This is a genomic window from Micromonospora sp. NPDC047465 (assembly GCF_040643125.1).
In the GTDB taxonomy this organism is placed as follows: domain Bacteria; phylum Actinomycetota; class Actinomycetes; order Mycobacteriales; family Micromonosporaceae; genus Micromonospora.
In genome coordinates, this window is the sequence record NZ_JBEYTP010000001.1 from 416,247 (window position 1) to 438,610 (window position 22,364).

At 73.5% G+C, this 22,364-nt stretch carries 24 protein-coding genes and 1 pseudogene; 5 read left to right on the forward strand and 20 right to left on the reverse strand.

Going from position 1 to position 22,364, the window contains the following annotated elements; all coding sequences use genetic code 11:
* Window positions 1-21 precede the first annotated feature (21 nt).
* Window positions 22-834 carry an HAD family hydrolase gene (locus ABZ793_RS02040; protein WP_357450435.1) on the reverse strand — a complete coding sequence of 271 codons (813 nt, stop codon included), beginning with the start codon at window positions 832-834 and terminating at the stop codon, window positions 22-24.
* Complete coding sequence (locus ABZ793_RS02045; RefSeq protein ID WP_357450438.1) at window positions 834-1,655, reverse strand: HAD family hydrolase; 822 nt, start codon at window positions 1,653-1,655, stop codon at window positions 834-836. Before ABZ793_RS02045 ends, ABZ793_RS02040 begins: the two co-directional genes overlap by 1 nt.
* Before the next feature lie 195 nt (window positions 1,656-1,850).
* Between ABZ793_RS02045 and ABZ793_RS02050 the strand changes: the two genes are divergently transcribed.
* Window positions 1,851-2,372: a GNAT family N-acetyltransferase gene (locus ABZ793_RS02050; protein ID WP_357450441.1), complete on the forward strand. Its 522-nt coding sequence runs from the start codon at window positions 1,851-1,853 to the stop codon at window positions 2,370-2,372.
* A 150-nt stretch (window positions 2,373-2,522) separates the two neighbouring features.
* On the opposite strand, the gene ABZ793_RS02055 is transcribed toward ABZ793_RS02050, so the two are convergent.
* A complete protein-coding gene (locus ABZ793_RS02055) occupies window positions 2,523-3,269 on the reverse strand; it encodes a hypothetical protein (protein ID WP_357450444.1) in 747 nt (248 codons plus the stop codon).
* Between the two features lie 112 nt (window positions 3,270-3,381).
* Here ABZ793_RS02055 and ABZ793_RS02060 point away from each other — a divergent pair, with 112 nt between their 5' ends.
* The 3 genes from ABZ793_RS02060 to ABZ793_RS02070 all read left to right on the forward strand — a co-directional run bounded on the left by ABZ793_RS02060 (window position 3,382) and on the right by ABZ793_RS02070 (window position 5,137).
* Window positions 3,382-3,813: an OsmC family protein gene (locus ABZ793_RS02060; RefSeq protein ID WP_357450446.1), complete on the forward strand. Its 432-nt coding sequence runs from the start codon at window positions 3,382-3,384 to the stop codon at window positions 3,811-3,813.
* Between the two features lie 112 nt (window positions 3,814-3,925).
* Entirely contained in the window at window positions 3,926-4,270 is a 345-nt protein-coding gene (locus ABZ793_RS02065; protein WP_350702725.1) for a metallopeptidase family protein, read from the forward strand.
* 144 nt (window positions 4,271-4,414) lie between these two features.
* A complete protein-coding gene (locus ABZ793_RS02070; protein ID WP_350678421.1) occupies window positions 4,415-5,137 on the forward strand; it encodes an AIM24 family protein in 723 nt (240 codons plus the stop codon).
* A 79-nt stretch (window positions 5,138-5,216) separates the two neighbouring features.
* Here the strand turns inward: ABZ793_RS02070 and pheA are convergent, their stop codons facing one another.
* The 5 genes from pheA to ABZ793_RS02095 all read right to left on the reverse strand — a co-directional run bounded on the left by pheA (window position 5,217) and on the right by ABZ793_RS02095 (window position 8,687).
* Window positions 5,217-6,173, reverse strand: a complete 957-nt coding sequence (gene pheA, locus ABZ793_RS02075) for a prephenate dehydratase (protein ID WP_357450450.1) — start codon at window positions 6,171-6,173, stop codon at window positions 5,217-5,219.
* 9 nt (window positions 6,174-6,182) lie between these two features.
* Window positions 6,183-6,680, reverse strand: coding sequence for a hypothetical protein (locus ABZ793_RS02080; RefSeq protein ID WP_357450637.1), 498 nt, complete (start codon window positions 6,678-6,680; stop codon window positions 6,183-6,185).
* A 165-nt stretch (window positions 6,681-6,845) separates the two neighbouring features.
* Window positions 6,846-7,235 (reverse strand): ACT domain-containing protein, encoded by a 390-nt coding sequence (locus ABZ793_RS02085; protein ID WP_357450453.1) that lies wholly within the window; start codon window positions 7,233-7,235, stop codon window positions 6,846-6,848.
* Window positions 7,236-7,310: 75 nt separating this feature from the next.
* Window positions 7,311-7,769: a hypothetical protein gene (locus ABZ793_RS02090; RefSeq protein ID WP_357450456.1), complete on the reverse strand. Its 459-nt coding sequence runs from the start codon at window positions 7,767-7,769 to the stop codon at window positions 7,311-7,313.
* Between the two features lie 177 nt (window positions 7,770-7,946).
* A complete protein-coding gene (locus ABZ793_RS02095; protein ID WP_357450459.1) occupies window positions 7,947-8,687 on the reverse strand; it encodes a hypothetical protein in 741 nt (246 codons plus the stop codon).
* Between the two features lie 160 nt (window positions 8,688-8,847).
* On the opposite strand from ABZ793_RS02095, the gene ABZ793_RS02100 reads away from it, so the two are divergent.
* The gene (locus ABZ793_RS02100) at window positions 8,848-10,110 is read left to right on the forward strand and encodes an arginine deiminase (RefSeq protein ID WP_357450462.1); all 1,263 of its coding nucleotides are present in this window, start codon (window positions 8,848-8,850) and stop codon (window positions 10,108-10,110) included.
* A gap of 68 nt (window positions 10,111-10,178) precedes the next feature.
* Here ABZ793_RS02100 and ABZ793_RS02105 read toward each other — a convergent pair whose 3' ends face one another.
* The 12 genes and pseudogenes from ABZ793_RS02105 to ABZ793_RS02160 form a co-directional block, all read right to left on the reverse strand.
* Window positions 10,179-11,063, reverse strand: a complete 885-nt coding sequence (locus ABZ793_RS02105; protein ID WP_357450465.1) for a DUF5926 family protein — start codon at window positions 11,061-11,063, stop codon at window positions 10,179-10,181.
* A gap of 61 nt (window positions 11,064-11,124) precedes the next feature.
* Entirely contained in the window at window positions 11,125-11,541 is a 417-nt protein-coding gene (locus tag ABZ793_RS02110) for an ATP-binding protein (protein WP_357450640.1), read from the reverse strand.
* Window positions 11,542-11,584: 43 nt separating this feature from the next.
* Window positions 11,585-13,066, reverse strand: a complete 1,482-nt coding sequence (locus tag ABZ793_RS02115) for an ATP-binding protein (RefSeq protein WP_357450468.1) — start codon at window positions 13,064-13,066, stop codon at window positions 11,585-11,587.
* Window positions 13,067-13,184: 118 nt separating this feature from the next.
* Window positions 13,185-13,976, reverse strand: coding sequence for a glycerophosphodiester phosphodiesterase family protein (locus tag ABZ793_RS02120; RefSeq protein ID WP_357450471.1), 792 nt, complete (start codon window positions 13,974-13,976; stop codon window positions 13,185-13,187).
* Window positions 13,977-13,985: 9 nt separating this feature from the next.
* Window positions 13,986-14,321, reverse strand: a complete 336-nt coding sequence (locus ABZ793_RS02125; protein WP_350702586.1) for a rhodanese-like domain-containing protein — start codon at window positions 14,319-14,321, stop codon at window positions 13,986-13,988.
* An 83-nt stretch (window positions 14,322-14,404) separates the two neighbouring features.
* A complete protein-coding gene (locus ABZ793_RS02130; protein ID WP_357450643.1) occupies window positions 14,405-15,343 on the reverse strand; it encodes an LCP family protein in 939 nt (312 codons plus the stop codon).
* Between the two features lie 234 nt (window positions 15,344-15,577).
* The gene (locus ABZ793_RS02135) at window positions 15,578-16,792 is read right to left on the reverse strand and encodes an LCP family protein (RefSeq protein WP_357450474.1); all 1,215 of its coding nucleotides are present in this window, start codon (window positions 16,790-16,792) and stop codon (window positions 15,578-15,580) included.
* 235 nt (window positions 16,793-17,027) lie between these two features.
* Window positions 17,028-18,275, reverse strand: a complete 1,248-nt coding sequence (locus ABZ793_RS02140; RefSeq protein WP_357450477.1) for an LCP family protein — start codon at window positions 18,273-18,275, stop codon at window positions 17,028-17,030.
* Window positions 18,276-18,353: 78 nt separating this feature from the next.
* Complete coding sequence (locus ABZ793_RS02145) at window positions 18,354-19,331, reverse strand: UDP-glucuronic acid decarboxylase family protein (RefSeq protein WP_357450479.1); 978 nt, start codon at window positions 19,329-19,331, stop codon at window positions 18,354-18,356.
* 87 nt (window positions 19,332-19,418) lie between these two features.
* A complete protein-coding gene (locus ABZ793_RS02150) occupies window positions 19,419-21,092 on the reverse strand; it encodes a cation acetate symporter (RefSeq protein ID WP_357450482.1) in 1,674 nt (557 codons plus the stop codon).
* On the reverse strand, window positions 21,070-21,441 hold the full coding sequence (locus ABZ793_RS02155; RefSeq protein WP_350702596.1) for a DUF485 domain-containing protein: 372 nt from the start codon (window positions 21,439-21,441) through the stop codon (window positions 21,070-21,072). The genes ABZ793_RS02150 and ABZ793_RS02155 overlap by 23 nt, the downstream gene beginning before the upstream one ends.
* 243 nt (window positions 21,442-21,684) lie before the next feature.
* Window positions 21,685-22,215, reverse strand: a pseudogene (locus tag ABZ793_RS02160) (flavin reductase family protein); the annotation flags it as partial.
* Between the last annotated feature and the right edge of the window lie 149 nt (window positions 22,216-22,364).

Here is a 22,364-nt window from a genome sequence, read left to right on the forward strand (position 1 = left end):
GCCGGGCCCCCCGGCCGGCCGTCAGCCCACCCCGAAGACCTTCTCCAGGTACGCCGCCACGCCGTCCGCCGAGTTCGCCGAGGTCACCTCGTCGGCGACCGCCAGGACGGCGCGGTGCGCGTTCGCCACCGCCACCCCCCGCCCGGCCCAGGTCAGCATCGGCACGTCGTTGGGCATGTCGCCGAAGGCGACCACGTCCCGGGCGTCGATCCCGAGCCGGGCGCAGTACCACGCCAGCCCGGCCGCCTTGGTCACGCCCGCGGCGGAGATCTCCACCAGCCCCGAGTACGACGAGTGGGTCGCCTCGGCCAGCCCCTCCAGCGCCCCGGCGACCAGCGCGACGAAGGCGTCCGGGTCCTGGTCGGCGGCCCGGGCCAGCAGCTTCACCGCCGGCGCCGACAGCAACTCCTCCGGGGTCTCGACCGCCCGGATCGCCTCGTGGTCGGCGTCCCAGCGCAGCGGGTAGTGCGCCTCGTGCCGCATCTGCCGGCTGTCGACGATCTCCACCGCGAAGCTGATGTCGGGCACCTCGGCGCGCAGCCGCCGGGCCACCTCGGCGAGCAGTTCCGGCGCGAGCGGGTCGGCCCGGAGCACCTCGTCGGCGGCCGGGTCGTAGACCACCGCGCCATTGGCGCAGATCGCCGGCAGCGGCTCGGCGAGCTGGTCGTACACGAGCTTCAGCCAGCGGATCGGACGGCCGGTGACCAGCACGACCGGCGTGCCCCGCGCGGAGATCCGCGCCAGCACGTCGGCGGTGTGCGGGCTGAGCGTGCGGTCGTCCCGTAGCAGGGTGCCGTCGATGTCGGTGGCGATCAGCCGAGGTGCTTCTCCCATCAGCGGGACAGTAGTCGATCGAGGTACACCGCCACCCCGTCGTCGTCGTTCCGCAGCGTCACCTCGTCGGCGGCGGCGCGGACCGTCGGGTGGGCGTTGGAGACCGCCACCCGGGCCCAGCCGGCCCACGCGAACATCGGCAGGTCGTTGGGCATGTCGCCGAAGACCAGCACCTCGGCCGGGTCAACGCCGAGCCGCTGCGCCACGACGGCCAGCCCGGTGGACTTGTCCACCCCCGGCGGGCAGATCTCCACGAAGCCCAGCCCCGCCTGGGTGAGCGTGGCGACCTCCGGCGGAACGATCTCCCGGGCGACGGCGAGCAACTCGTCGACGTGGTGGTCGGCGGTCCGGACGAACGCCTTGATCACGTCGCAGGAGAGGCACTCGGCGCGGCTGCGCGCCTCGAACGCGTCCTGGTAGGGCCAGCTCGGGTGGTAGTCGCCCCAGAGCGGCGCGTCGTGCTCGTCCGACGCCTCGACCATCACCGTCAGCGGCCCGACCGCCACCTCCAGGTCGGCGAGCAGCGTGGCCAGCACCTTGGCGGAAAGGCGCTCGTCGCGCAGCACCACCGGCCCGGCCGGGTCGCTCTGGTCGACCACGCGACCGCCGCCCGCCATCACCAGGAAGTCGGCGGCGCGGATGTCGTTGCGGGTGAGCTCGGCCAGTCGGGGACCGCGGCCGGTCGCGCCGACCACCGGGATCCCGGCGGCGCGCACCCGGTCCAGCACCCCGTGGGTGTACGCGGAGACGGTCTCGTCGCTGCGGACGAGCGTCCCGTCGAGATCGGTGGCGATCAGCTTGGGCAGGCCCGGGCGGGTCATCGTTCCTCCTTCGCCCGCCGCCGCCGCAACCAGCCGTTTCGGTCGTCGGTGCCTCGACCCTGAGTGACGGCGGGCAGCAACCGTACCTCGCGCGGCAGGTACCGACCATTGCCTTTGGGCGAAGTCGGTGCCAACGGACGACGGCCCGTCGGTGTCCCCGTCCCGGTCCGGGCGGGGCGGCCGTACGGTGGGCGGATGGGAGAGCGGGACTGGCCGGTGGCGGAGATCATCGGCACGGAGCGGCTGCTGCTGGAGCCCCTCCGTGTCGACCACGCCGAGGAACTCGCCCCGCTCCTCGACGACCCGGCCCTGCACGAGTACACGGGCGGCAGCCCGGCGAACCCCGAGCAGCTGCGGGAGCGCTACCGCCGGCAGACGGTCGGGCGGTCCCCGGACGGCGGGGAGGGTTGGCTCAACTGGGTCGTGCGGCACCGGGACACCGGCGACGCGGTCGGGACCGTGCAGGCCACCGTGCGGCTCGACGGCGACCGGCCGGTCGCCGAGCTGGCCTGGGTGGTCGTGGCACCGCAGCAGGGCCGCGGCTACGCCGGCGAGGCCGCGGCCGGCATGGTCGGCTGGCTGGCGGAGCAGGGCATCGCGGCGCTCGTCGCGCACGTGCACCCCGACCACCGGGCCTCCGCCCGGGTGGCCGAGCGGCTCGGCCTGCGCGCCACCGACGAACTGGTCGACGGCGAGGTCCGCTGGGCCGCCCCCTGAGCGGGCCGGGTGCGGCTGCGGGCCGGGTGCCGGAGCGGGCCGGGTGCCGGAGCGGGCCGGGTGGGACCGGCACGGCCCGGTCCGACCGGTTCCGTGGCGGCCGGCGACGGGAGCGGGTCGGGCCCGGCGAGGGCGCGGCGGACGGCCGGGTCAGTCGCGGGGCTCGGGGCGGGCGAAGGGGACGGCCGGCCCGACCGTGAGGTCGGCCGGTGGGGGCAGCGCGTCGTCCTCCAGGTCGCGGGCCCTGAGACTCCGGCGGCGCCGGTCGACCGGCTCCCCCTCGTCGGCGGCCGCTCCCTCGTCGGCGGCCTCCTCGCCCGGCGTGGCCGCCCCGATCGGGGCCAGCTTCAGCGCCGCCGCGAAGAGCGCGCACGCGACGAACGCCGCCACCAGGCCCCGGCCGTACTCGACCCGGAACCCGTCGTCCGTCGAGTAGAAGAAGACGCGCTGGCCCGCCTCGTCCAGCGAGGCGGCGGTCGCGGCCAGCAGCGCCAGCAGCGCCCCGGCCAGGGTCAGGCCGGCGAGCCGGACGTTGCGCCGCACCCCAGCGGTGCCGCGCAGCGCGAGCGCCACCGCGCAGGCCAGCGCCAGCAGCCCGACCAGGTAGCCGACCCCGAAGCCGCCGATGTCGGACACCCCACCCGGCACCCGCACCGGCGTGTTGCCCTGCGGGCCGGCGTTGGGGATCGTCATCACCTGCCACTCGCCGAGCAGGGAGGCGACGGCGGCCACCGCGCCCAGCGCCGCCAGCAGCGGCGGCAGCCGACGGTCCCGGCCCAGGTCGGAGAGCGTACGCCCGAGCCGGCCCGGCGGGGCCGCCTCCGCCCCGCCCCACTCCACGACGGCGGTGCCGTCGGACCGGTGGTCCTGGCGGGGAATGGGGAGATCCTGGGACATCGGCCACCCTTCCGCGTTCGCGGGCCTGAGCCGAATCATGACACAGTACGCACCCGAGGACGCGGAGCGTGAACGGTCGCCGGTGGGTGCCCTTTCCGATAGCGTCGGGGGCATGCCTATCCGTACCGCTTCCGCACGTTGGCAGGGCAACCTCACCGAGGGGTCCGGCACGGTCCGCACCGGCAAGGGCGGGCTGGAGGGGAACTACTCCTTCAAGTCGCGTTTCGAGGAGGGTGAGGGCACCAACCCGGAGGAGCTGATCGGGGCCGCGCACGCCGGCTGCTTCTCCATGGCGTTCTCCAAGGCCCTCGCCGAGGCCGGCTCGCCGCCCTCCTCGGTGGAGACCACCGCCAAGGTCCACCTGGACAAGACCGACGCCGGGATGACCGTCACCCGGATCGAGCTCGACACGGTCGGCGACGTGCCGGGCATCGACGAGGCGCAGTTCACCAAGCTCGCCGAGACGGCCAAGGAGAACTGCCCGATCTCCCGGCTGCTCTCCCCGGGCGCGCAGATCACCCTGACCGCCCGCCTCGCCTCCTGAGCGCCTCCGCCGTCGGCGTACGCCTCCACGGGGAGCCACCCTTCCGGTGGAGGCGCGCCGATCTTGGCCGGGTCGCGCGGGCCGCGCCGTCGGGCAGAATGGGCGCGTGCCGGTGGAGATGAGCCGCGAGCGCTTCGAGGAGCTGGTCGGCGACGCGCTCGACGAGGTGCCCGAGGAACTGCTCGCCCTGATGAGCAACGTCGTGATCCTGGTGGAGGACGACCCGCCCCCCGGCGAGGACCTGCTCGGCCTCTACGAGGGCCACGCCCTGACCGAGCGGGGCTGGGACTACTCCGGCGTGCTGCCGGACCGCATCCTCATCTACCGCAACCCGATCCTGCGCCTCTGCGACGACGACGAGGACGTGGTGGACGAGGTCGCGGTGACGGTGGTGCACGAGATCGCCCACCACTTCGGCATCGACGACGAGCGCCTGCACGAGCTGGGCTGGGGCTAGCGGGCGCGCGACCGGTGCCGCCACCGGCGGGCGGGCCGCGGGTCGCGCCGACCGGCGGATGGGCCGGGCCGGTCGGCCGGTGGTCGACGGTTGCGGCGTACGCCTACCGTCGGTCCAGGCATCGCGAAATCAGGAGGCACTTCCATGCGCAGCGAGCTCTTCTCCGCGGAGAACCTGGAGAAGGAGTCCGCGCAGCCCGGCATGCGGCTGCAGAACTCCAAGATGTTGAAGATCGAACTCAACGGCGAGGCGATGGCCCGCGTCGGGTCGATGGTCGCCTACCAGGGGCAGGTGCAGTTCCAGGCGCTCGGCTCCGGGGGGCTCGGCAAGTTCCTCAAGCAGAAGCTGACCGGCGAGGGCGTCCCGCTGATGAAGGTCACCGGCCGGGGTGACGTCTTCCTCGCCGACTTCGCCAAGGACGTGCACGTCATCGACCTGGAGCCGGGCGACGCGCTCTCCATCAACGGCTCCAGCGTGCTGGCGTTCGACTCCACCCTCCAGTACGACATCCGGATGGTGGGCGGGGCCGGCATGGCCTCCTCGTCGGGCCTGTTCAACTGCGTCTTCACCGGCCACGGCCGGATCGCCATCACCACCAAGGGCACGCCGGTCGTGCTCAACGTCGACGCTCCCACCTACGTCGACCCGCAGGCGGCGGTCTGCTGGTCGGCCAACCTCCAGACCGGCTACCACCGGGCGGAGCAGCTCGGCCTCGGCACGCTGCTCGGCCGGCGCACCGGCGAGGCGTTCACGATGAGCTTCGCCGGCCAGGGCTTCGTCGTCGTGCAGCCCTCCGAGGAGCCGCCGATCATGGGCAGCGGCGCCCAGGAACAGCAGGGCGGACTGCTCGGCGGCCTGCTCAGCTGACCCGCGCCCCACAGGCGTACCGCCCCCGCCCGCGTCTCGCCCGGCCCCGCCGGGTCCGCCGCGATCGGGGGCGGTGTCGTCAGGTGAGGTCGCCGGCGCGCAGGCGGGCCAGCCAGGCGGCGGCGTCGGCGTAGTCGGCGTCCGAGAGGCCGGGCGGCGCGGGGACCGGCCGGTCGCCCGCCGCCGCGGTCCAGCGGTGCCGGGGGTACGAGCCCAGGAAACGCACGTCGGCGCAGACCCGGCGCAGCCCCTGCAACGCCTCCCCGAGCCGGACGTCCGCCACGTGCCCGCTGCAGTCGAGGAAGAAGACGTACCGGCCGAGCGCCTCGCCGGTCGGGCGGGACTCGATCCGGGTCATGTTGATGCCCCGGACCGCCAGCTCCATCAGCACCGCCAGCAGCGCGCCCACCCGGTCGTGGGCGATGTAGACCGCCAGCGACGTCACGTCGTCGCCGGTCGGCGGCGGGGGCGGGCCGGGGCGGGACACCAGCGCGAAGCGGGTCACCGCGTCCGGGTGGTCGGCGATCTTGTCGGCGAGCACGTCGAGCCGGTGCCGGGTGGCCCCGATCGGGGCGCAGATCGCCGCGTCGTACTCGCCGGCGGCGGCGCCGGCCGCGGCCGCGCCGTTGGAGAGCACGTCGACCACGACCGCGTCCGGCAGGTGGGCGCGCAGCCAGCCCCGGCACTGGGTGGACGCCTGCGGATGGGCGGCGACGCTGCGGACCTCCGCGAGCGCCGTGCCGGGCCGGGCGGCGACCACGAACTCGACCGGCAGGATCACCTCACGGGTGATCACCAGGGGTTCCCCCTCGGCCAGCTCGTCCAGGGTCACCCCGACCGCGCCGCCGATCGAGTTCTCCAGCGGCACCAGGGCGGCGTCCGCCTCCCCGGCCCGTACGCCGTCCAGCGCCTCCGGCACGCTGCGGGCCGGTGCGCGGCTGCCCCGTTCGGCGGCGGGAATGGTGTTCAGCGCCTGCTCGGCGAAGGTGCCCTCGGGCCCGAGGTAGACGAAGCGCGTCGGCGGTGTTCCCGGCATGGCGACAGCCTACGCACCCGGTACGCCGGCCGACCCGCCGTCGCAGACCAGGGTCCGGATGCCGGGCGGCCCGGCGGCCCGGACCTCGACCGTGCAGACGTCGGTCCCGGCGGTGACCAGCCGCGGAGCGCTCGCCCGGCCCTCGGTGACCACCTGGAGGTCCTCGTGCCCGGTCACGTCGAGCACCGTGTAGTGCCACCCCCCGGCGCAGAGCGGGCCGGTCCGCACCCGCACCCGGGCGCCGCCCGGGAGCACCCCGCCCCGGCCGCGCACCAGGTCGACGATCCGCTTCCCGGAGGGGCCGTCGGTGCACGGCACCGCGACCAGGCCGGAGTCGGCGGTCGGGGTGGCCGCGCCGGGCAGGCCGGTGGCGGGGGGCGGGGTCGGTGTGAAGGTCGGTGTGCCGGCCGGGCTCGGGGCGGCGCGGGTCGGGACGGTGGTGGGGGCGGCGTTCCGCAGCTCAGGCGGCGTGCCGCAGCCGGCCAGCGGCACCGCGGCCAGCAGCACGGCGGCCAGGAGCCGGCCGCGCCGGGCGGGGTGGCCGGTCGGGTGGTCGGGGGCGGCGGGGCGCGAGGGGGTGGGCGGCACGGGCCGATCCTCGGGACATCGGGGAGCGTCGCTGCGGCCGGGAGGCCGAGCCCATCCTAGGAGGAACCGGCGGCCGGGTGAAGGTCAGGCGAGGACCCGGTGGCCCGCCCGCTCCAGCGCGGCGGTCGCCTCGCCGAGGCGTACCGAGGGAACCAGCAGGTAGTCGGTGTCGTACGTCGAGAAGGCGACCACGCTGACCCGGGCGGCGGCGAGCGGGTCCACCAGCGCGGCGAGGGTGCCGCTCACGGCCAGGTCGAGCGGCCCGGTGACCCGCAGGCAGCGCCAGGCCGTCTCCGTGGCGACCTGCTCCGGCACCCGGTCGGCGGGGCAGATCAGCGAGATCCCGTCGGCGGTCCAGCTCACCGTGACGACGTCGCCGCCGCTCAACCCGCCCGTCAGCTCGGGCGGCAGGGCGGAGCCGGCGGCCATCCGGCACACGGCGTACTCCCCCGGCAGCAGAGCGATATCGAGCATGAGGGCACCTTACGGCCTCGGAGAGCGCCCGCCCCAGATTCGCCGCGTGCGGCGAACGCCACATCCCGCCGCAGGTCAGACCTCGCAGAAGAACGTGAGGGAACCAGCGACCAAACCGTCGGTGAGCACCGGGGTGGAGATCGCGTCCACGGTCGAGTCCGGCCGGTCGGCCGACGCGGCCTGGACCCGGAGCAGCCCTCGGGCCAGGCGCCCGGAGGACAGGGCCAGCAGCGGCGGGATCTTGTCGATCTCGGGCTCGGTCAGCTCGCCCCGGTTGGCGGTGAAGTCGAGCAGCCGGAGCCCGCCGTCGAGCAGCGGCAACCCGATCACGTCCTCCGGGGTGCCCAGGCAGAGCAGCTCGCAGCCCGAGGCGGAGACGGCGATAACCCTCGTCTCGGCGTCGATCAGCAGGCACGGCTCGTCGGCGTGGGAGACGGTCGACGACCACTGCCCGAAGTTGTCGGACCCCAGCTCTGTCGATGTCCCCGCCGCCGGCACGAACACTTCAGAGAGCGAGAGTTCGACGTGGGCCACCGCGCCTCCTATGTACACCGACGGTCTGTCCACGCTAGCCGGTCGCCGCGGATGCCGCCGACCGCGCTGCGGTCACCGGGCCGCCGGTGGTGATGGGGTGCCCCGACCGGGCGGCCGGCGACGGCGCGACCGACGGGTGCCGACCTGCACCCGGGCCGCGTGGCGTCGCCGGTGACGTTACCGCCGGCCGGCCGGCTTGTCAGCGGCCGTTCGGCCGTCCTCGTACCAACGGTAGTCGGCGGCCGGCCGGTAGGCGCCGTTCATCCAGGTGCCCGGGTGCTGGGCGACCCGGGACAGCTTCTCGGCGGTGGCCGGGCTGATCCGGCTGCCCCCGGCGACGAGCAGGCGGTCCAGCTCGCGGTGGGTGGCCATGAGGCAGTCCTTCGGCAGGCCGTAGACGCTGATGACGCCGGAGCCGACGAATGTCAGCACCGGCGTCACCGGGATCGGCAGCCCCACCGCGTCGGAGAGCGCCTTGCTGGCGCGCTTGGCGTCGCGGCGGGCCTCCGCCACGTAGGGCGGTCGCTTGCCGTTGATCTGCACCACGTCGCCGGCGACGAGCACCCGGGCCCGGCCGTGGTCGGCGATGGTGACCGCGAAGAGCCCGCTCGGCCCGATGGCGAGGAAGCCGGCGCGTTCGTCGCGCTCGTGGTCGAGCAACAGGTCGGAGGCGTCCGTGCGGGGCCACTCGATGACGTGCCAGGCGGGCCCGAGGTGGTCGAGCTGGCCGAGCGCCCGCGCGCCGGCCGCCTCCAGCCGGCGGGCGCCCCGCTCCGCCCGCCGGCGGCGGGCCCACTCCAACGGGGACGGACGGACCGGCGTGAGCACCCCCGGCGACTCCACGCGGGGATGTGGCACCGCCGCGGGCGGCAGTGCCCGGGCGGGCGGTACGGCTCGACGAGCGGGAAAGACAGTCATCGCGACCTCCGGCAAAAGGTCCCTCGAAGTTATGACCTCACTACCCTACGTTGCCAGTCCCCCGTGTCGGCAAGTTGGAACGCCGGAGTGAGTGCGGATGAATGCCATATTCATCCACCAACGTTTTATCGGATGCCGCCAAACCCTGCCCTACGCTGCGATGGTGACCCACTACGTGGACAGCGAAGTCGGCCGGCTCGGCACCGTGCTGCTGCACCGGCCCGGCCCGGAGCTCGCCCGGCTCACCCCACGCAACAACGACTCGCTGCTCTTCGACGCCATTCCCTGGGTGGGGCGCGCCCAGGAGGAACACGACGCCTTCGCCGCCGCCCTGCGCGAGCGCGGGATCGAGGTGCTCTACCTCGCCACCCTGCTGGCCGAGACGCTCGCCGTGACCGACGCGCGGGCCGAGCTGACCGAGGAGGTGCTGCGCTCGCCCCGGCTCGGCGACTCGCTGCGCGCCCGGGTCGCCGACCACCTCGCGTACCTCGACCCGGCCGCGCTCGCCGACGTGCTCATCGCCGGGCTGGCCCACGAGGAACTGCGGGTCAGCCGGGAACGGCCGGGCGGCCTGGTCTACACCCTGATGGACCGGCACGACTTCGTCATCGACCCGCTGCCCAATCTGCTCTTCACCCGGGACTCCTCGCTCTGGATCGGCGACCGGGTCGGGGTGACCAGCCTGGCGATGCCGGCCCGGCGACGGGAGACCACGCTGACCGACGCGATCTACCGGCACCACCCGCGCTTCGCCGGCACCGAGTTCGTCTACCACCCGGAGCTGGAGCACCTGGAGGGCGGCGACGTGCTGCTGCTCGCGCCCGGGGTGCTGGCCGTCGGCGTGGGCGAGCGGACCACCCCGGCCGGCGCGGAACGCCTCGCCCGGCAGGTCTTCGCCGCCGGGCTGGCGCACACCATCCTCGTCGTGCCGATCGCCCAGGAGCGGGCGACCATGCACCTGGACACCGTCTGCACGATGGTGGACGTCGACGCCGTGCTGATGTATCCGAACATCGCCCACACCCTGTCGGCGTACACGGTGATCGCCGGGGCGGACGGGGAGGACCCGCGGGTGGACGGCCCGGCGCCGTTCCTGCGGGCCGCCGCCGACGCGATGGACCTGGCCCAGCTCCGGGTGATCGACACCGGCCTGGACCCGGTCACCGCGGAACGCGAGCAGTGGGACGACGGCAACAACACCCTCGCCCTCGCGCCCCGGCTCTGCGTGGGCTACGAGCGCAACACGGAGACCAACGCGCAACTGGAGCGGGCCGGCATCGAGGTCATCCCGATCGCCGGCTCCGAACTCGGCTCCGGCCGGGGCGGGCCGCGCTGCATGTCCTGCCCCCTGGTCCGCGAGCCGCTCGGCGGGGGAGGAAGGGCCCTTCCGCACGTTTCCGGTAATGGAAGGCGCCCTTCCTGACCCCTCGGGCGTCGGCGGGCGGCCGGACGACGCCCCGCCGACGCCGGGAAGCGGGGCGGGGCCGGGGCTCAGCGCAGGGTGAGCTGGCGGCCGAGCAGGCCGTGCCGGGCGCGCCGGCCGGCGGCGTCCAGCGGGGCGGCGTCGGCGAGCGCCTCGGCGTACCGCTTGGCGAACTCGGTGACCGGCTGCTCCCAGTCGGCAGCCGGGACGTCCTCGGGCAGGTCCCAGACCGGCACCAGCCGACCGTGCGCCCGGAACATGCCGGCGAACCGGGTGTTCTCGCCGAGCGTCAGCGTGCCGGCCACGCTCAGCCGGGCCAGCGCGTCCAGCGCGGCGTCCTCGTCGTCGGGCAGCACCCAGCGCACGTGCGCCTTCTCCGGCACCTGGCACCAGTACGCGGCCCGGGCGGCGGCGAGCCGGACGGTCGGGTAGATCGCGGCGTTCGCGCGTTCCAGGGACGCCTGCACGTTCGGGTCGTCACCGGCCCCCGGGTCGAGCCAGAACTCGAACCCGTCGTGCATCGTGATCTCCAGCGGACCGTCGACCAGGACGTCCTGCAGGCGGGGGCCCGGTCCGGGCAGCGGCGGCACGGCCACCGGGCGGCCCGGCTCAGCCCGCAGCGCGCAGAGCAGCGCCTCGGCCAGGTCCCGGGAGACGTCGCCGGACTGCTGGTGGCGCTGGAGCCCGACGAGGACCCGGCCGTCCGGTTTCGTCACGGCCGGGGCGGCCATCGGCAACACGGTGGCGAGGACGACCTCGCGGTCACCGAACTCCTCGACGAGGGCGGGGGCGAGCCGCAGCGGCGCGGAGGCGGCCGGCACCAGCTCGCGCAGGGCGATCCACTCCGGCTCGTCGGTCAGCCCCTCGAACGGTCGGGGTACGAAGATGTCGCGCACCTTCTCCCGCTTGGGGGTGGCTTCGGCGGCCCGCTGGCTCTTTCGACGCTTGCTCACGGCGACACAGCCTAGAGGCCGCAGCCGGCCGGCGTGGGCAGGACCCGCCTGTCGGGGACGGTCAGCCGGCCACGGCCAGGTCCGACCGGGTGACGTCGGCCGGGTCGAACTCGGCCCACACGCTCTGGCCCAGGCCGTCGCGCTCGACGCCCCAGCGGTCGGCCAGCCCCGCGACGATGTGCAGGCCGCGGCCGTCGACGGCGTCCGTGTCGGCCACCCGCATCCGCGGGCCCGCGGCGGCGCCGCCGTCGGTGACCCGGAGCTGCACCTGCTGGCCGGCGGCGGAGCTGCGCAGTCGCCAGGCAACCCGGACCACCCCGCCGGGCAGCGGGTCGGCGTGCCGGACCGCGTTGCCCACCAGCTCGGCCAGGACCGCGACCAGGTCGGCCAGGAGCGGCGGGGGTACGACGCCGGTCAGCTCGTCGGCGAGCCGGTGCCGCGCCTGTCGTGCCCCCGTGGCGTGGTGGGGCACCACCACGCACCATGCCCGTTCGGCAGCTCCCGTCGACACCTTCGCCCCTTCACGCCCCGCCGCCCGTCGCCGGTCCCCCGCGCGGCAGCCGCACCTCTGCGACCGTACCGCCACCGGCCCTCGGCCGGAGGAATACCCATCCATTCTGCTGTTCAACGATCCGGCGGACGAGATAGAGACCGAGACCGGCCCCGGGATAGCGGCGGCGGTCGCCCGACTCCCCCTGCCAGAACCGGTCGAACGCGCGCTCCACGTGCTCCGGCCGGATGCCGATGCCGCGGTCGCTGACCCGGAAGGAGACGGTTGCCCCGTCCGCGTCCGCGCTGATCTCGACGGGGGAGTCGGGCGGGGAGTACTTGCCGGCGTTCGTGCACAGCTCCGTCAGCACGGTGGCCAGGCTGGGCCGGTGGCCGAGCGCCTTCGGCAGGTTGGCCGGGAGGCGGAGGACGAGCCGGTGCCGCAGCTCCGCCGGCAGGTCGGTCACCGTCGCGCGCAGCGCGTCGCCGAGGTCGTACGGGGCGGGCGGCTCGTCGCCCGGGCCCGGCTCGGCGGCGGCCGAGAGCAGCCGGTCGACCAGCCGGGCCAGCTCGTTGGCGCGCTGCCCGATGACCCGGGCCGCCTGCCGCCGGTCGGTCTCGGTCAGCGACTCCCAGTGGTCGGTGAGCGTGTCGGCGTAGCCCTTGATCACGGTCACCGGCGTACGCAGCTCGTGGCTGGTCACGGCGACGAAGAGGTCCCGGTCGTGGTCGCGCCGCTGCTGGTCGGTGACGTCGCGGAAGGTCACCACGTGCAGGGTGCCGGGGCCGGGCAGCTCCCCGGAGGTGATCTTGAGCCAGCGGCCGTCCGGCAGCCGGTGGTCGAGCACCTGCCCGGACGGCGGCAGCGGGAAGGGCAGCGGCCGGTTGAGCGCCTCGGCCGCGGAACGACCGGTGACCTGGGCGGCGGCCGGGTTCCAGAGGCGCACGTGCCCGTCCTGGTCGACCACGGCCAGCCCGTCCGCCAGCGCCGCCACCACCGGGCCGTCGCCGTGCACCGGCAGCCCGGTCTGGTCGCCGTACATGTGGGCGATGCAGGAGGCGATGTAGCCCATCGCGTCGTGCCGGCCGGCGTCCCGCGTCCCGTCCTCGCCCGGGTAGAGCGCGTGCAGGCTGCCGACGGTCAGCCCGCCGATCTCCGCGCGGGCGACCACCATCCGGAGCAGTCCGCGTGCGGCCAGCTCGCCGGCGAGCCTGCCGGTGAGCCGGTCCGTCCGGACCTGGCGTACCCGGGTGCCGGAGAGCAGGCAGGCGACGGCCGGGTCGTCGGGCGGGACGGGTCGGCCGATGATCCACTCGACGGCGCCGGCGGCGGCGATCACCCGGCCACCGGTCGGCGCGAACTCGACGAAGGCCATGCCCGCCGCGTCGAGCGCGGGCCGGACCACCCGGAGCAGTTGGGTGAGGACGGGGACGCCGGCGCCGCCGGAGTTGATCGAGTCGATCACCGCGGTGTGGCCGGCGATGAGAGCGGAGAGGTCGGTGCGCTCCGGCATGCCCCGAGTGTGCCCCGGCGGTCGGTTTCCGGACACCCCTGCCCGGCCGTATCCCGCCCACCGGTCCGGGCCGCCCGCGTCGGGCCGGGCGGGCCGGGGACGCGGTCCGGGCGCGCGGTCAGCGGCCCAGGTGGGCCAGCGCGTGCGCCGGCCGGTCGGTGATGATGCCGTCCACCCCGGCGGAGAGGACGAGGTCCAGATCGGCCGGCTCGTTGACGGTCCACACGTAGACCTGGTTGCCCGCCGCCCGCAACGCGGGCACGAGCTGCGGGCGGGCCCGCACCAGCGCCACGCCGGGCCCGGCGATCCGGGCGCCGAAGGGCAGCCGCCCCGCCCGCAGCCAGGGCGGCAGCACCTCCAGCAGCAGCACCGTGGGCAGCGCGGGGGCCAGCTCCCGCGTCCGGCGTACGGCCAGCGCGGAGAACGACATGACGGTGACGCGTACCGGATCGTCCGGTTTCGGCTCGGCCAGGCCGTACCGGCGCAGCAGCGCGACGAGCCGGCGCTCGACGTCGCCGCCGTAGCGGGAGGGGTGCTTGGTCTCCACGAGCAGCCGGACCGGCCGCCCGGCGGCGAGCACCGCGTCCAGCAGCCGCTCCAGGGTGAGCAGCCGGGTGTGCGACTCGTCCAGCACCTCGTCCCCGTCGGCGGGCACGCTGCGGGGGTGCCAGGAGCCGAAGTCCAGCGCCTCCAGCTCGGCGAGGGTACGCGTGCTCACCAGGCCCTGACCGTTGCTGGTGCGGTCGAGCCGGCGGTCGTGCACGCAGACCAGGTGCCCGTCCCGGGTCAGCCGGACGTCGCACTCCAGCCCGTCCGCACCCTCGTCGAGGGCGCGCAGGTAGGCGGCGAGGGTGTGCTCGGGCAGGTCGTACGAGGAGCCGCGGTGCGCGAAGACCAGGGGTGCGCCCATTCCGCCCGCCTAGAGGACGTGGCCCGGCTGTCCGTTCCCGCCGACGACGGGTCTCCCGGCGGCGGCCCACTCGTCCATCCCGCCCGCGACGTTGCGCACCTGGTCCCAGCCGTTGCGCATCAGGTAGGCGACGACCTGGGCGGAGCGCCCGCCGGAGCGGCAGATGACGGCGACGTCGCGGTCGGCGGGCACCTCCGCGATCCGGGCCGGCAGCTCCATCATCGGCAGGTGGTGCGCGCCGGGAGCGTGGCCGGCGGCCCACTCGTCGTCCTCGCGGACGTCGAGCAGGTAGGTGTCGTCGGCGATCTCGGGCACGGTCACGGTGGGAACCTGGGGTCCGAACACGCGCCAAGCCTAGAACCTCGCCCGGCCGACCGTCGCCGGGCGGTCGGTGGGGCCGGGTGCGGCGAGGTGGGGCGTCCCGCACGTCACAGTCGGGTGACCCACCGGGGGTTGGCCCGGGCCCACTCCGGCACCCGGGTGCCGCGGACCGCCTCGAACAGCCCGTTCCCGCCGTTGTCGAGGACCACGTACGACACCTGGTCGATGGTCTGCGGGTGGGAGGGGACCTGCACGCCCCGCAGCGCGTCGGCCGGCAGGTCGCGCAGCGCGAGGACCAGGTCCTCCAGCGGTACGCCGTTGGTGTCCACGGTCAGCGAGCTGCCCACCGCCCGGATCACCTGGTCGAGCTTGACGGGATTGGTCCGCAGCGACGTCTCGTTCGTGCGCTCCAGCAGGGCCCGGAGCAGTTGCTGCTGGTGCGTCTGCCGGTCGTAGTCACCGCCGGGCAGGTCGTAGCGTTGGCGGACGTAGTCCAGCGCCTCGCCGCCGTCCATCTGCTGGCAGCCGGGGTGGAAGACCCGGTCGGTGTGGATCGAGCGGACCTCGGTGTCCACGCACATGCGTACCCCGCCGAGCAGGTCGATGACCTTGCGGAAGCCGGAGAAGTCGATCAGGGCGGCGCCGTCGAAGCGGATCCCGGTCAGCCGGGCCAGGGTGGCCGAGAGCAGCCGGGTGCCCGGCTCGCCGCCCCCGCCGTGCTCGTACGCCGCGTTGATCTTGTCCTGCCCGCCGCCGAAGCCGTTGCCGGGCGGGATGGCGACCAGCAGGTCCCGGGGGACGGAGACGAGGTACGCCTCGCGCCCGCCGGCGGGCACGTGCACGATGAGGATGCTGTCCGACCGGCGGTCCGCCGCGCTGCCGCTCTGCCACCGGTCGGTCCCCACGAGCAGGTAGTTCAGCGGCCCGTGGGGGTCGGTCCGCTCCCGCCGGGCGGTGGGGTCGAGCAACTGCTCCCGCACCACGGTGCGCTCGTACCGGTTGCCGAGCACCCGGAGGCCGACCACGGCGAGCCCGGCCAGCAGCACCACGGCCAGGCCGAGGCCGAGCAGGACGCGGGGCCAGCGGGCGCGGCGCGGCCGGGCGGCCCGGGCGTCGGCCCCGGTCCGTGCCCGACCGTCGCGCGCCGATCTGGACGTGACCCCTCCCCGCGGCCGTACGTGAATCTCTCTCACGTCAGGCTACGGGCGGCTCCGTGGTCCCGGGCCGCTTCACCGAGTTTGCCCGGCCGCCCCGCTCGGGCGGGCCGGGCAGGGCCGGCGCTATGTGCGGCTGGATATCACCTGAGGGTTGGCGAAGACGAACTCGGCCAGCTTGTCCTGCTTGACCGCGTGGAACATGTCCAGCGTCTCCTGGCTCAGCGTCTCCCGGCTGCCGTCGCCGTGGAAGGTGCCGCCGTTGGTCTTCAGCATGACCAGGTCGTTGCCGGTGACGCCACGCATCGTGAAGACGAAGTCGGCGACGGGCACCCCGCCGACGTCGAGGATGAACGCCTTGCCGGCCGCCGTGATCAGCTCGTTCAGCTTGAGCGGGTTGGTCAGCGTGCCGTTCTGCGTGGCCTTCTTCGCCATCGCCTTGATGAGCTGCTGCTGGTTCTGCTGGCGGTCGTAGTCGCCGTTCTTCAGAGTCTTGCGCTGGCGGGAGTAGTCCAGCGCCTCCCAACCCTCCATCTCCCGGCAGCCCTTCTTGTGCACCACGGGCTTCATCGGCTTGCCGGTCTTCTTGGCGTCCGCGTTCCACATCGGCTTGCCGTCGACGTACGACATGTGGATCGACTGGACCTCCTGGCTGACGCAGATGCGAACCGAGCCGAGGGTTTCGATGATGTTCTTGAAGCCGCCGAAGTTGATGATCGCGGCGCCGTCGAAGCTGATCCCGGTCATCTTCTTGATCGTCTGTGCCATCAACTGCGCGCCGCCCTCCCAGCCGCCGCCGTTGCGGGCGCCGGCCTGGAACGCGGCGTTGATCTTGTCGACCCCGCCGGAGTAGCCGCTCTTCTTGAAGGCCGGGATCTGGGCCTCCGTGTCGCGCGGGATCGAGATCAGGTACGCCTGGTCGTGCGTCGCAGGAATGTGCAGCACGATGATGCTGTCCGCCCGGACGTCGTCGGCGGCCCACCGCTCCCGGGCGTCCACGCCGAGGAGCAGCATGTCGATCGGGCCGTCCAGGTTGGCACCGCCCTCGGCGTCCGACTTGCCCGCGTCACCCAGCAGGTTGCGCTGGGCGATGTTGCCGGTGGCCTTGCTGATCAGGGCCTTGCTGCCGACGATCGCGACGCCGCTGGTCATCATCAGCACGGCGCCGAGGATCAGGGTGAGTCGGGCCCAGAGCGGGTCCTTGCGGCGCGACCGCTTCTTCGCGGGCCCGCCGCCTGTCTTTCCGCCCTTTCCGGGCTGGGTCGGGATGGTCGTGGCGGCCCGCGCCGGGCCGCCGGAGGACTCCAGCGCCGGAGGGCGACGGCTGGTCTGAACCGGCATGCGTGCTCCAGCTCGCGTGATCAGGGGGCGGGATCACTGTACGGACGCTTTCCCGTCCTGGGTAGTTCGTCGGGACGTCAATTGGCGTTCTCCCCGCCGCCATCCAGGAAAACTGTCCAAACGTCCAGATCGATACGACCGGTCGGCCGTTGGCTCACAGGAAACGCGACGCCGGCCCCCGACCCGCGATGACGTCCGTCAATCACGGTAGGGGCCGGCGTCGATGCGGAGCGGGTCAGTTCCCGGTGCCGTCGGCCTTCTGGTTGGCCTTCACCCACGCGGTCATGGTGTCGGCGGACATCGCCTTGTACATGGCCAGCGCCTTCTCCTTGTCCGAGACCACCACGGATTCCCCGTTGATGGTCTGGCTGCCGACGTGCGGGCTGGTCACGAAGGTGAGGTTCTCGCCCCGCAGGTTGCGGAACTGCACCGCCATGTCGACCAGCGAGAAGCCCTCGTCGACGGTGACCGCGGCGGTCACCGACTTGAGGAAGTCGTTCAGCTGCTTCGGATTGGTCAGCGTGCCCGTGCTCGCCGCCTTGTCCATCAACGCGCGGAGGAACTCCTGCTGGTGGCGCATCCGGGCGAAGTCGCCGTCCGGGAACTGCTTGCGCTGCCGGATCCAGTCCAGCGCCTCGGCGCCGTCCATGTGGTTGGTGCCCTTGGTGAAGGTCCGGTACGGCTTATGGATCGAGGTGATGGTCCGTTCGACCTTCAGGTCGACGCCGCCCAGGGCGTCGGTGACCTGCTTGAAGCCGGCGAAGTCGATCGCCATCACGTGGTCGAGCCGCACGTCGGTGAAGCACTCCACCGTCCGGACGGCCAGCGGCAGCCCGCCGAAGGCGAACGCCGCGTTGATCTTCCCGCGCTGGCCGGAGCCGCACTCCGCGTTGGCGCCCTCGGGGATCGGCACGTAGAGGTCGCGGGGGATGGAGACCAGATATGCCTGCTGGTGGTCGGACGGGATGTGCATCACGATGATCGTGTCGGCCCGCCACTTGCTGGACTGGTCCACCGGGGCGTCCGGGTCCCGCGAGTCGCTGCCGACCAGCAGGATGTTCAGCGCGCCGTCCACCGCCTTGGCCGGCCGGCCGCCGGTGATCTCGGAGAACGGGTCGGTGCGGGCCAAGTCGTCGTTCAGGCTGCGGGCGTAGAACCAGGCGCCCGCCCCGCCCAGGAGCGCGAGCACCAGCACGGCGACGCCGGCCACCAGGCCGATCCGGCCCCACCGGGGACGCGCGCCGCGCCGCCCCGGGCGGTAGGGGCCGCCGGGACCGCCTGGTCCGCCGGGGCCACCTGGACCACCCGGACCCGACGGGCCACCCGGGCCGCCGGCCCGCGCCTCGTCCGGCGACGGGTACCAGCGGGCCTCGGCCGGCCGGGCGCGACCCGCGGTGTCCCGGCCGGAGCCGGGCACCGACGCGCGCCCGGCGCTGCGGTGCAGGTACGGGAGCGGGACACCGGCGGGCGTGGTCGCTGACATGTAACTCAGGGTACGTACGACCGGCCACTGTCGCCTCCAGGCGAAGCCGGCGTTTGCCGGCTTCGCCCGGGCGGCCGGTTACCCTAGCCGCTCGCGGAAGTACTCGATCGTGCGCCGGAGGCCGTCTTCGGGCGCCACGGTCGGCTCGTAGCCGAGCAGTTCACGGGCGAGGGTCAGGTCGGGGCGGCGCATCTCCGGGTCGTCGGCGCTGCGCGTGATGTAGGTCACCTCGGAGCTGCTGCCGCAGAGGGACACGATCGTCTCGGCGAGTTGCCGCATGCTCATCTCGTGCTCGGTGCCGCAGTTGATCGGCCCCGTCTCGCGGGAGTCGAGCAGCAGCAGGATCCCGCGGACCAGGTCCGCCACGTAGCAGATCGAGCGGGTCTGGTTGCCGGTGCCGTGCACGGTGATCGGCTCCCCGCGCAGCGCCTGGGAGATGAACGTCGGGATGGCGCGGCCGTCGTCCGGCCGCATCCGGGGGCCGTACGTGTTGAAGATCCGGACGATCGCGGCGTCCAGCCCACGGCTGCGGTGGTAGGCCATGGTGGCCGCCTCGGAGAAGCGCTTCGCCTCGTCGTAGACGCTGCGGATGCCGATCGGGTTGACGTTGCCCCAGTACGTCTCGCGCTGCGGGTGCTCCTTCGGGTCCCCGTACGCCTCGGAGGTGGAGGCCATCAGGAACCGGGCGCCGTCGGCGACCGCGCGGTCCAGCAGGTGCAGGGTGCCCACCGAGCCGACCCGGAGGATCTCCACCGGCAGCTTCTCGAAATCCGTCGGGCTCGCCGGGGAGGCCATGTGCAGGATGGCGTCGAACCGCTCGGCCATGGCCGGGTGGTGGGTCGGCAGCCCGTCGGAGATGTCGGCCTCGACCAGCGTGAACCTCGGCTCGTCCGCCAGGTGGGCGACGTTCTCCTTGGACCCGGTGACGAAGTTGTCCAGGGCGACCACCGTGCAGCCGCGGGCGATCAGCGCGTCGACCAGGTGCGACGGTACGAAACCGGCGCCGCCGGTGACGAGGACACGGTGACCGCTTCCGAAGCGCGCAGCAACGTTCATGCCGGTCAGCCTACCCATCGCCCCGGTCCCGCACCGGGCGTGGCGGGAGGGGCCCCCGGCGCCGGGGACCCCTCCGTTCGGGTGGGGTCAGTGGGCACCGGCGCCGGTGAGTGCGCGCACCTCCAGCTCGGCGTACTTCTCCTCGTCGTGTTCCGTCGAGATCACGGTCCCGAACCAGCCGCACAGGAAGCCGAACGGGATGGAGAGGATGCCCGGGTTGGACAGCGGGAACCACTGCCAGTCATGGTTCGGGAACATCGAGGTGGGTGCCCCCGAGACCACCGGCGAGAAGAACACCAGCAGGACGGCGGAGAGCAGGCCGCCGTAGATGGCCCAGACCGCGCCCGAGGTGTTGAACCGCTTCCAGAACAGGCTGTAGAGGATCGCCGGCAGGTTGCCCGAGGCGGCCACCGCGAAGGCGAGCGCCACCAGGAAGGCCACGTTCAGGTTCTGCGCGTAGATCGACAGGACGATCGAGATCGCGCCGATCACCAGGGCGGAGACGCGGGCGACCCGCACCTCCTGCCGCTCCGACGCCGCCCCGTTCTTGATCACGTTGGCGTAGAAGTCGTGCGCCAGACTCGACGAGGAGGCGAGGGTCAGGCCGGCCACCACGGCCAGGATGGTGGCGAAGGCGACCGCCGCGATGATCGCCAGGAGGGTCGCCCCGCCCAGGTCGCCGCCGAGGAAGTCGATGCCGAGCGCCTCGGCGAGCTGCGGCGCGGCCGTGTTGCCCGCCTTGTCCTGTGCCGTGATCGCCTCGCCGCCCACCAGCGCCGCGGCGCCGAAGCCGAGCGCCAGGGTCAGCAGGTAGAAGGTGCCGATGATGCCGATCGCCCAGAGCACGCTCTTGCGGGCCGCCTTGGCGGTCGGGACGGTGTAGAACCGGATCAGGATGTGCGGCAGGCCGGCCGTGCCGAGCACCAGCGCGATGCCGAGCGAGAGCAGGTCCATCTTGCTGTAGAAGGTCTTCAGCGCGTCGCCGGGCGTGTCGACGCCGTACCGCAGCCCGGGTTCCAGGAAGGCGCTCCCCTTGCCGGAGGCGGCGGCGGCATCGCCGAGCAGCGACGACAGGTTGAACTTGTAGTGCGCCAGCACCAGCACGGTCATCACCAGCGCGCCGCCCATGAGCAGGAACGCCTTGACGATCTGCACGTAGGTGGTGCCCTTCATGCCGCCCACCGTGACGTAGATGATCATCAGGGCGCCGACCATGATGATGGTGGCGACCTTGGCGGTGTCCGCGTCCATGCCGAGGAAGGTGGTGCCCGGCTTGATGCCGAGCAGCAACGCGACCAGCGCGCCCGCGCCCACCATCTGGGCCAGCAGGTAGAAGATCGACACGGTGATGGTGGAGACCGCCGCGGCGGTACGCACCGGGCGCTGACGCATCCGGAAGGCCAGCACGTCGGCCATCGTGTAGCGGCCGGAGTTCCGCAGCAGCTCCGCGACCAGCAGCAGGGCCACCAGCCAGGCGACCAGGAAGCCGATCGAGTAGAGGAAGCCGTCGTAGCCGTAGAGGGCGATGATGCCGGCGATGCCGAGGAACGAGGCGGCCGACATGTAGTCGCCGCCGATCGCCATGCCGTTCTGGAAGCCGGAGAAGGACCGCCCGCCGGCGTAGAAGTCGGTGGCGGTCTTGGTCTGCCGGCTGGCCCAGATGGTGATGGCCAGGGTCACCGCCACGAAGACCAGGAACAGGGTGATGGTGAGGTTGCGGGCCGTGGTGCTGCCCGCCTCAGCCGCGAGGACCGTGTTCATGCGTCACCTCCCCGATCTCGGCGCGGATCCGGTCGGCGACCGGGTCGATCCTCCGGTCGGCGAACCGGGAGTAGAGCCAGGCGATCACGAAGGTGGAGACGAACTGGAGCAGGCCGAAGACGAGGGCGACGTTGATGTTGCTGCCGAACAGCTTCGTGCCCATGAAGTCCCGCGCGTACGCGGACAGGATCACGTAGAGCGCGTACCACAGGAAGAAGGCGACGGTCATCGGGAAGACGAAGCCGCGCAGCGCGCGACGCAACCCGGCGAACTCGTCCGACCGTTGTACGGCGAGGTACCGGTCCGCCGCTGACGCGGAGGGCGCGGACGCGGGTGTGTCCGTGGACATTTGTGGATCACCACCTTCACAGGCGTCGGGGTTTTCGCGCACGGTAGAAAGCGCGCTCCCCGCCGGGGAAGGCTGAGATCGACGCCGGTCGGCGGCTGCGCCGAACGGCACGGTGGCTGCGCCGAGTGACGCAGCTCACTCCGCTGAACGGTCGTCGGGGTCGAACCACCGGCCCGACGTCGGTCCCGTCTCCGGAGCACCGTCTCGTGCTCGACGTCGAGGAACCGGACGTGCCGGTCCTCGTCAGGTCAGCTCGCGGTACCGGCCCCGGTAGTGCAGCAGCGGATCCGTCTCCCCGGTCAGCTCGACGGTTTCGATGGTGGCCTCCATCAGCAGGCCCCAGCCGTACTCGCGGGCGGCGTCGAGCCGGCATCCCGCCCAGCCCCCGGCGTCGGTCGGCACCGGACCGTAGGGCGTGTCGGTCCACGCCCCGGTGGCGAAGAGACCGCCCGGCGACGGGAAGAGGCCGGCGAACCGGTCGGCGAGCTGCCGGTGCGACGGGTTCAGCGGGGTCACCGCGAAGCGGCCGGCGGACTCGACCGCCGCCCACAGGTCCGACTCCGGGTCGACCAGGCCGAGCAGCCGGTCCGGCTCGCCCTCCGCCACCAGCGTCGACGACACCGTCAGGCCCGCCGGCCCGGGCGCCGTCCAGAGGGTCACCGGCGAGGCCAGCCGGCCCCGCAACCGGCGTACGGGGGAGCGCTGCCCGGCGGGCACGGCGAACGGGTCGGTGTGGTGGATCTCGGCGCCCGGCTCATGATTCACGTGAAACATTGTGCCGCCCCCTGCTCCCGCCGGGGCCGTTCCGCCCGCCCCCTGCTCGCCCTGGCTCAGCCGGGTCGCCCGGATGATCAGTTGACGGAGAACCGGTGCCCGGCGCCGTCTGCGCCTGGTTTTCCGTCAACTGATCATCGCCGTTCGGG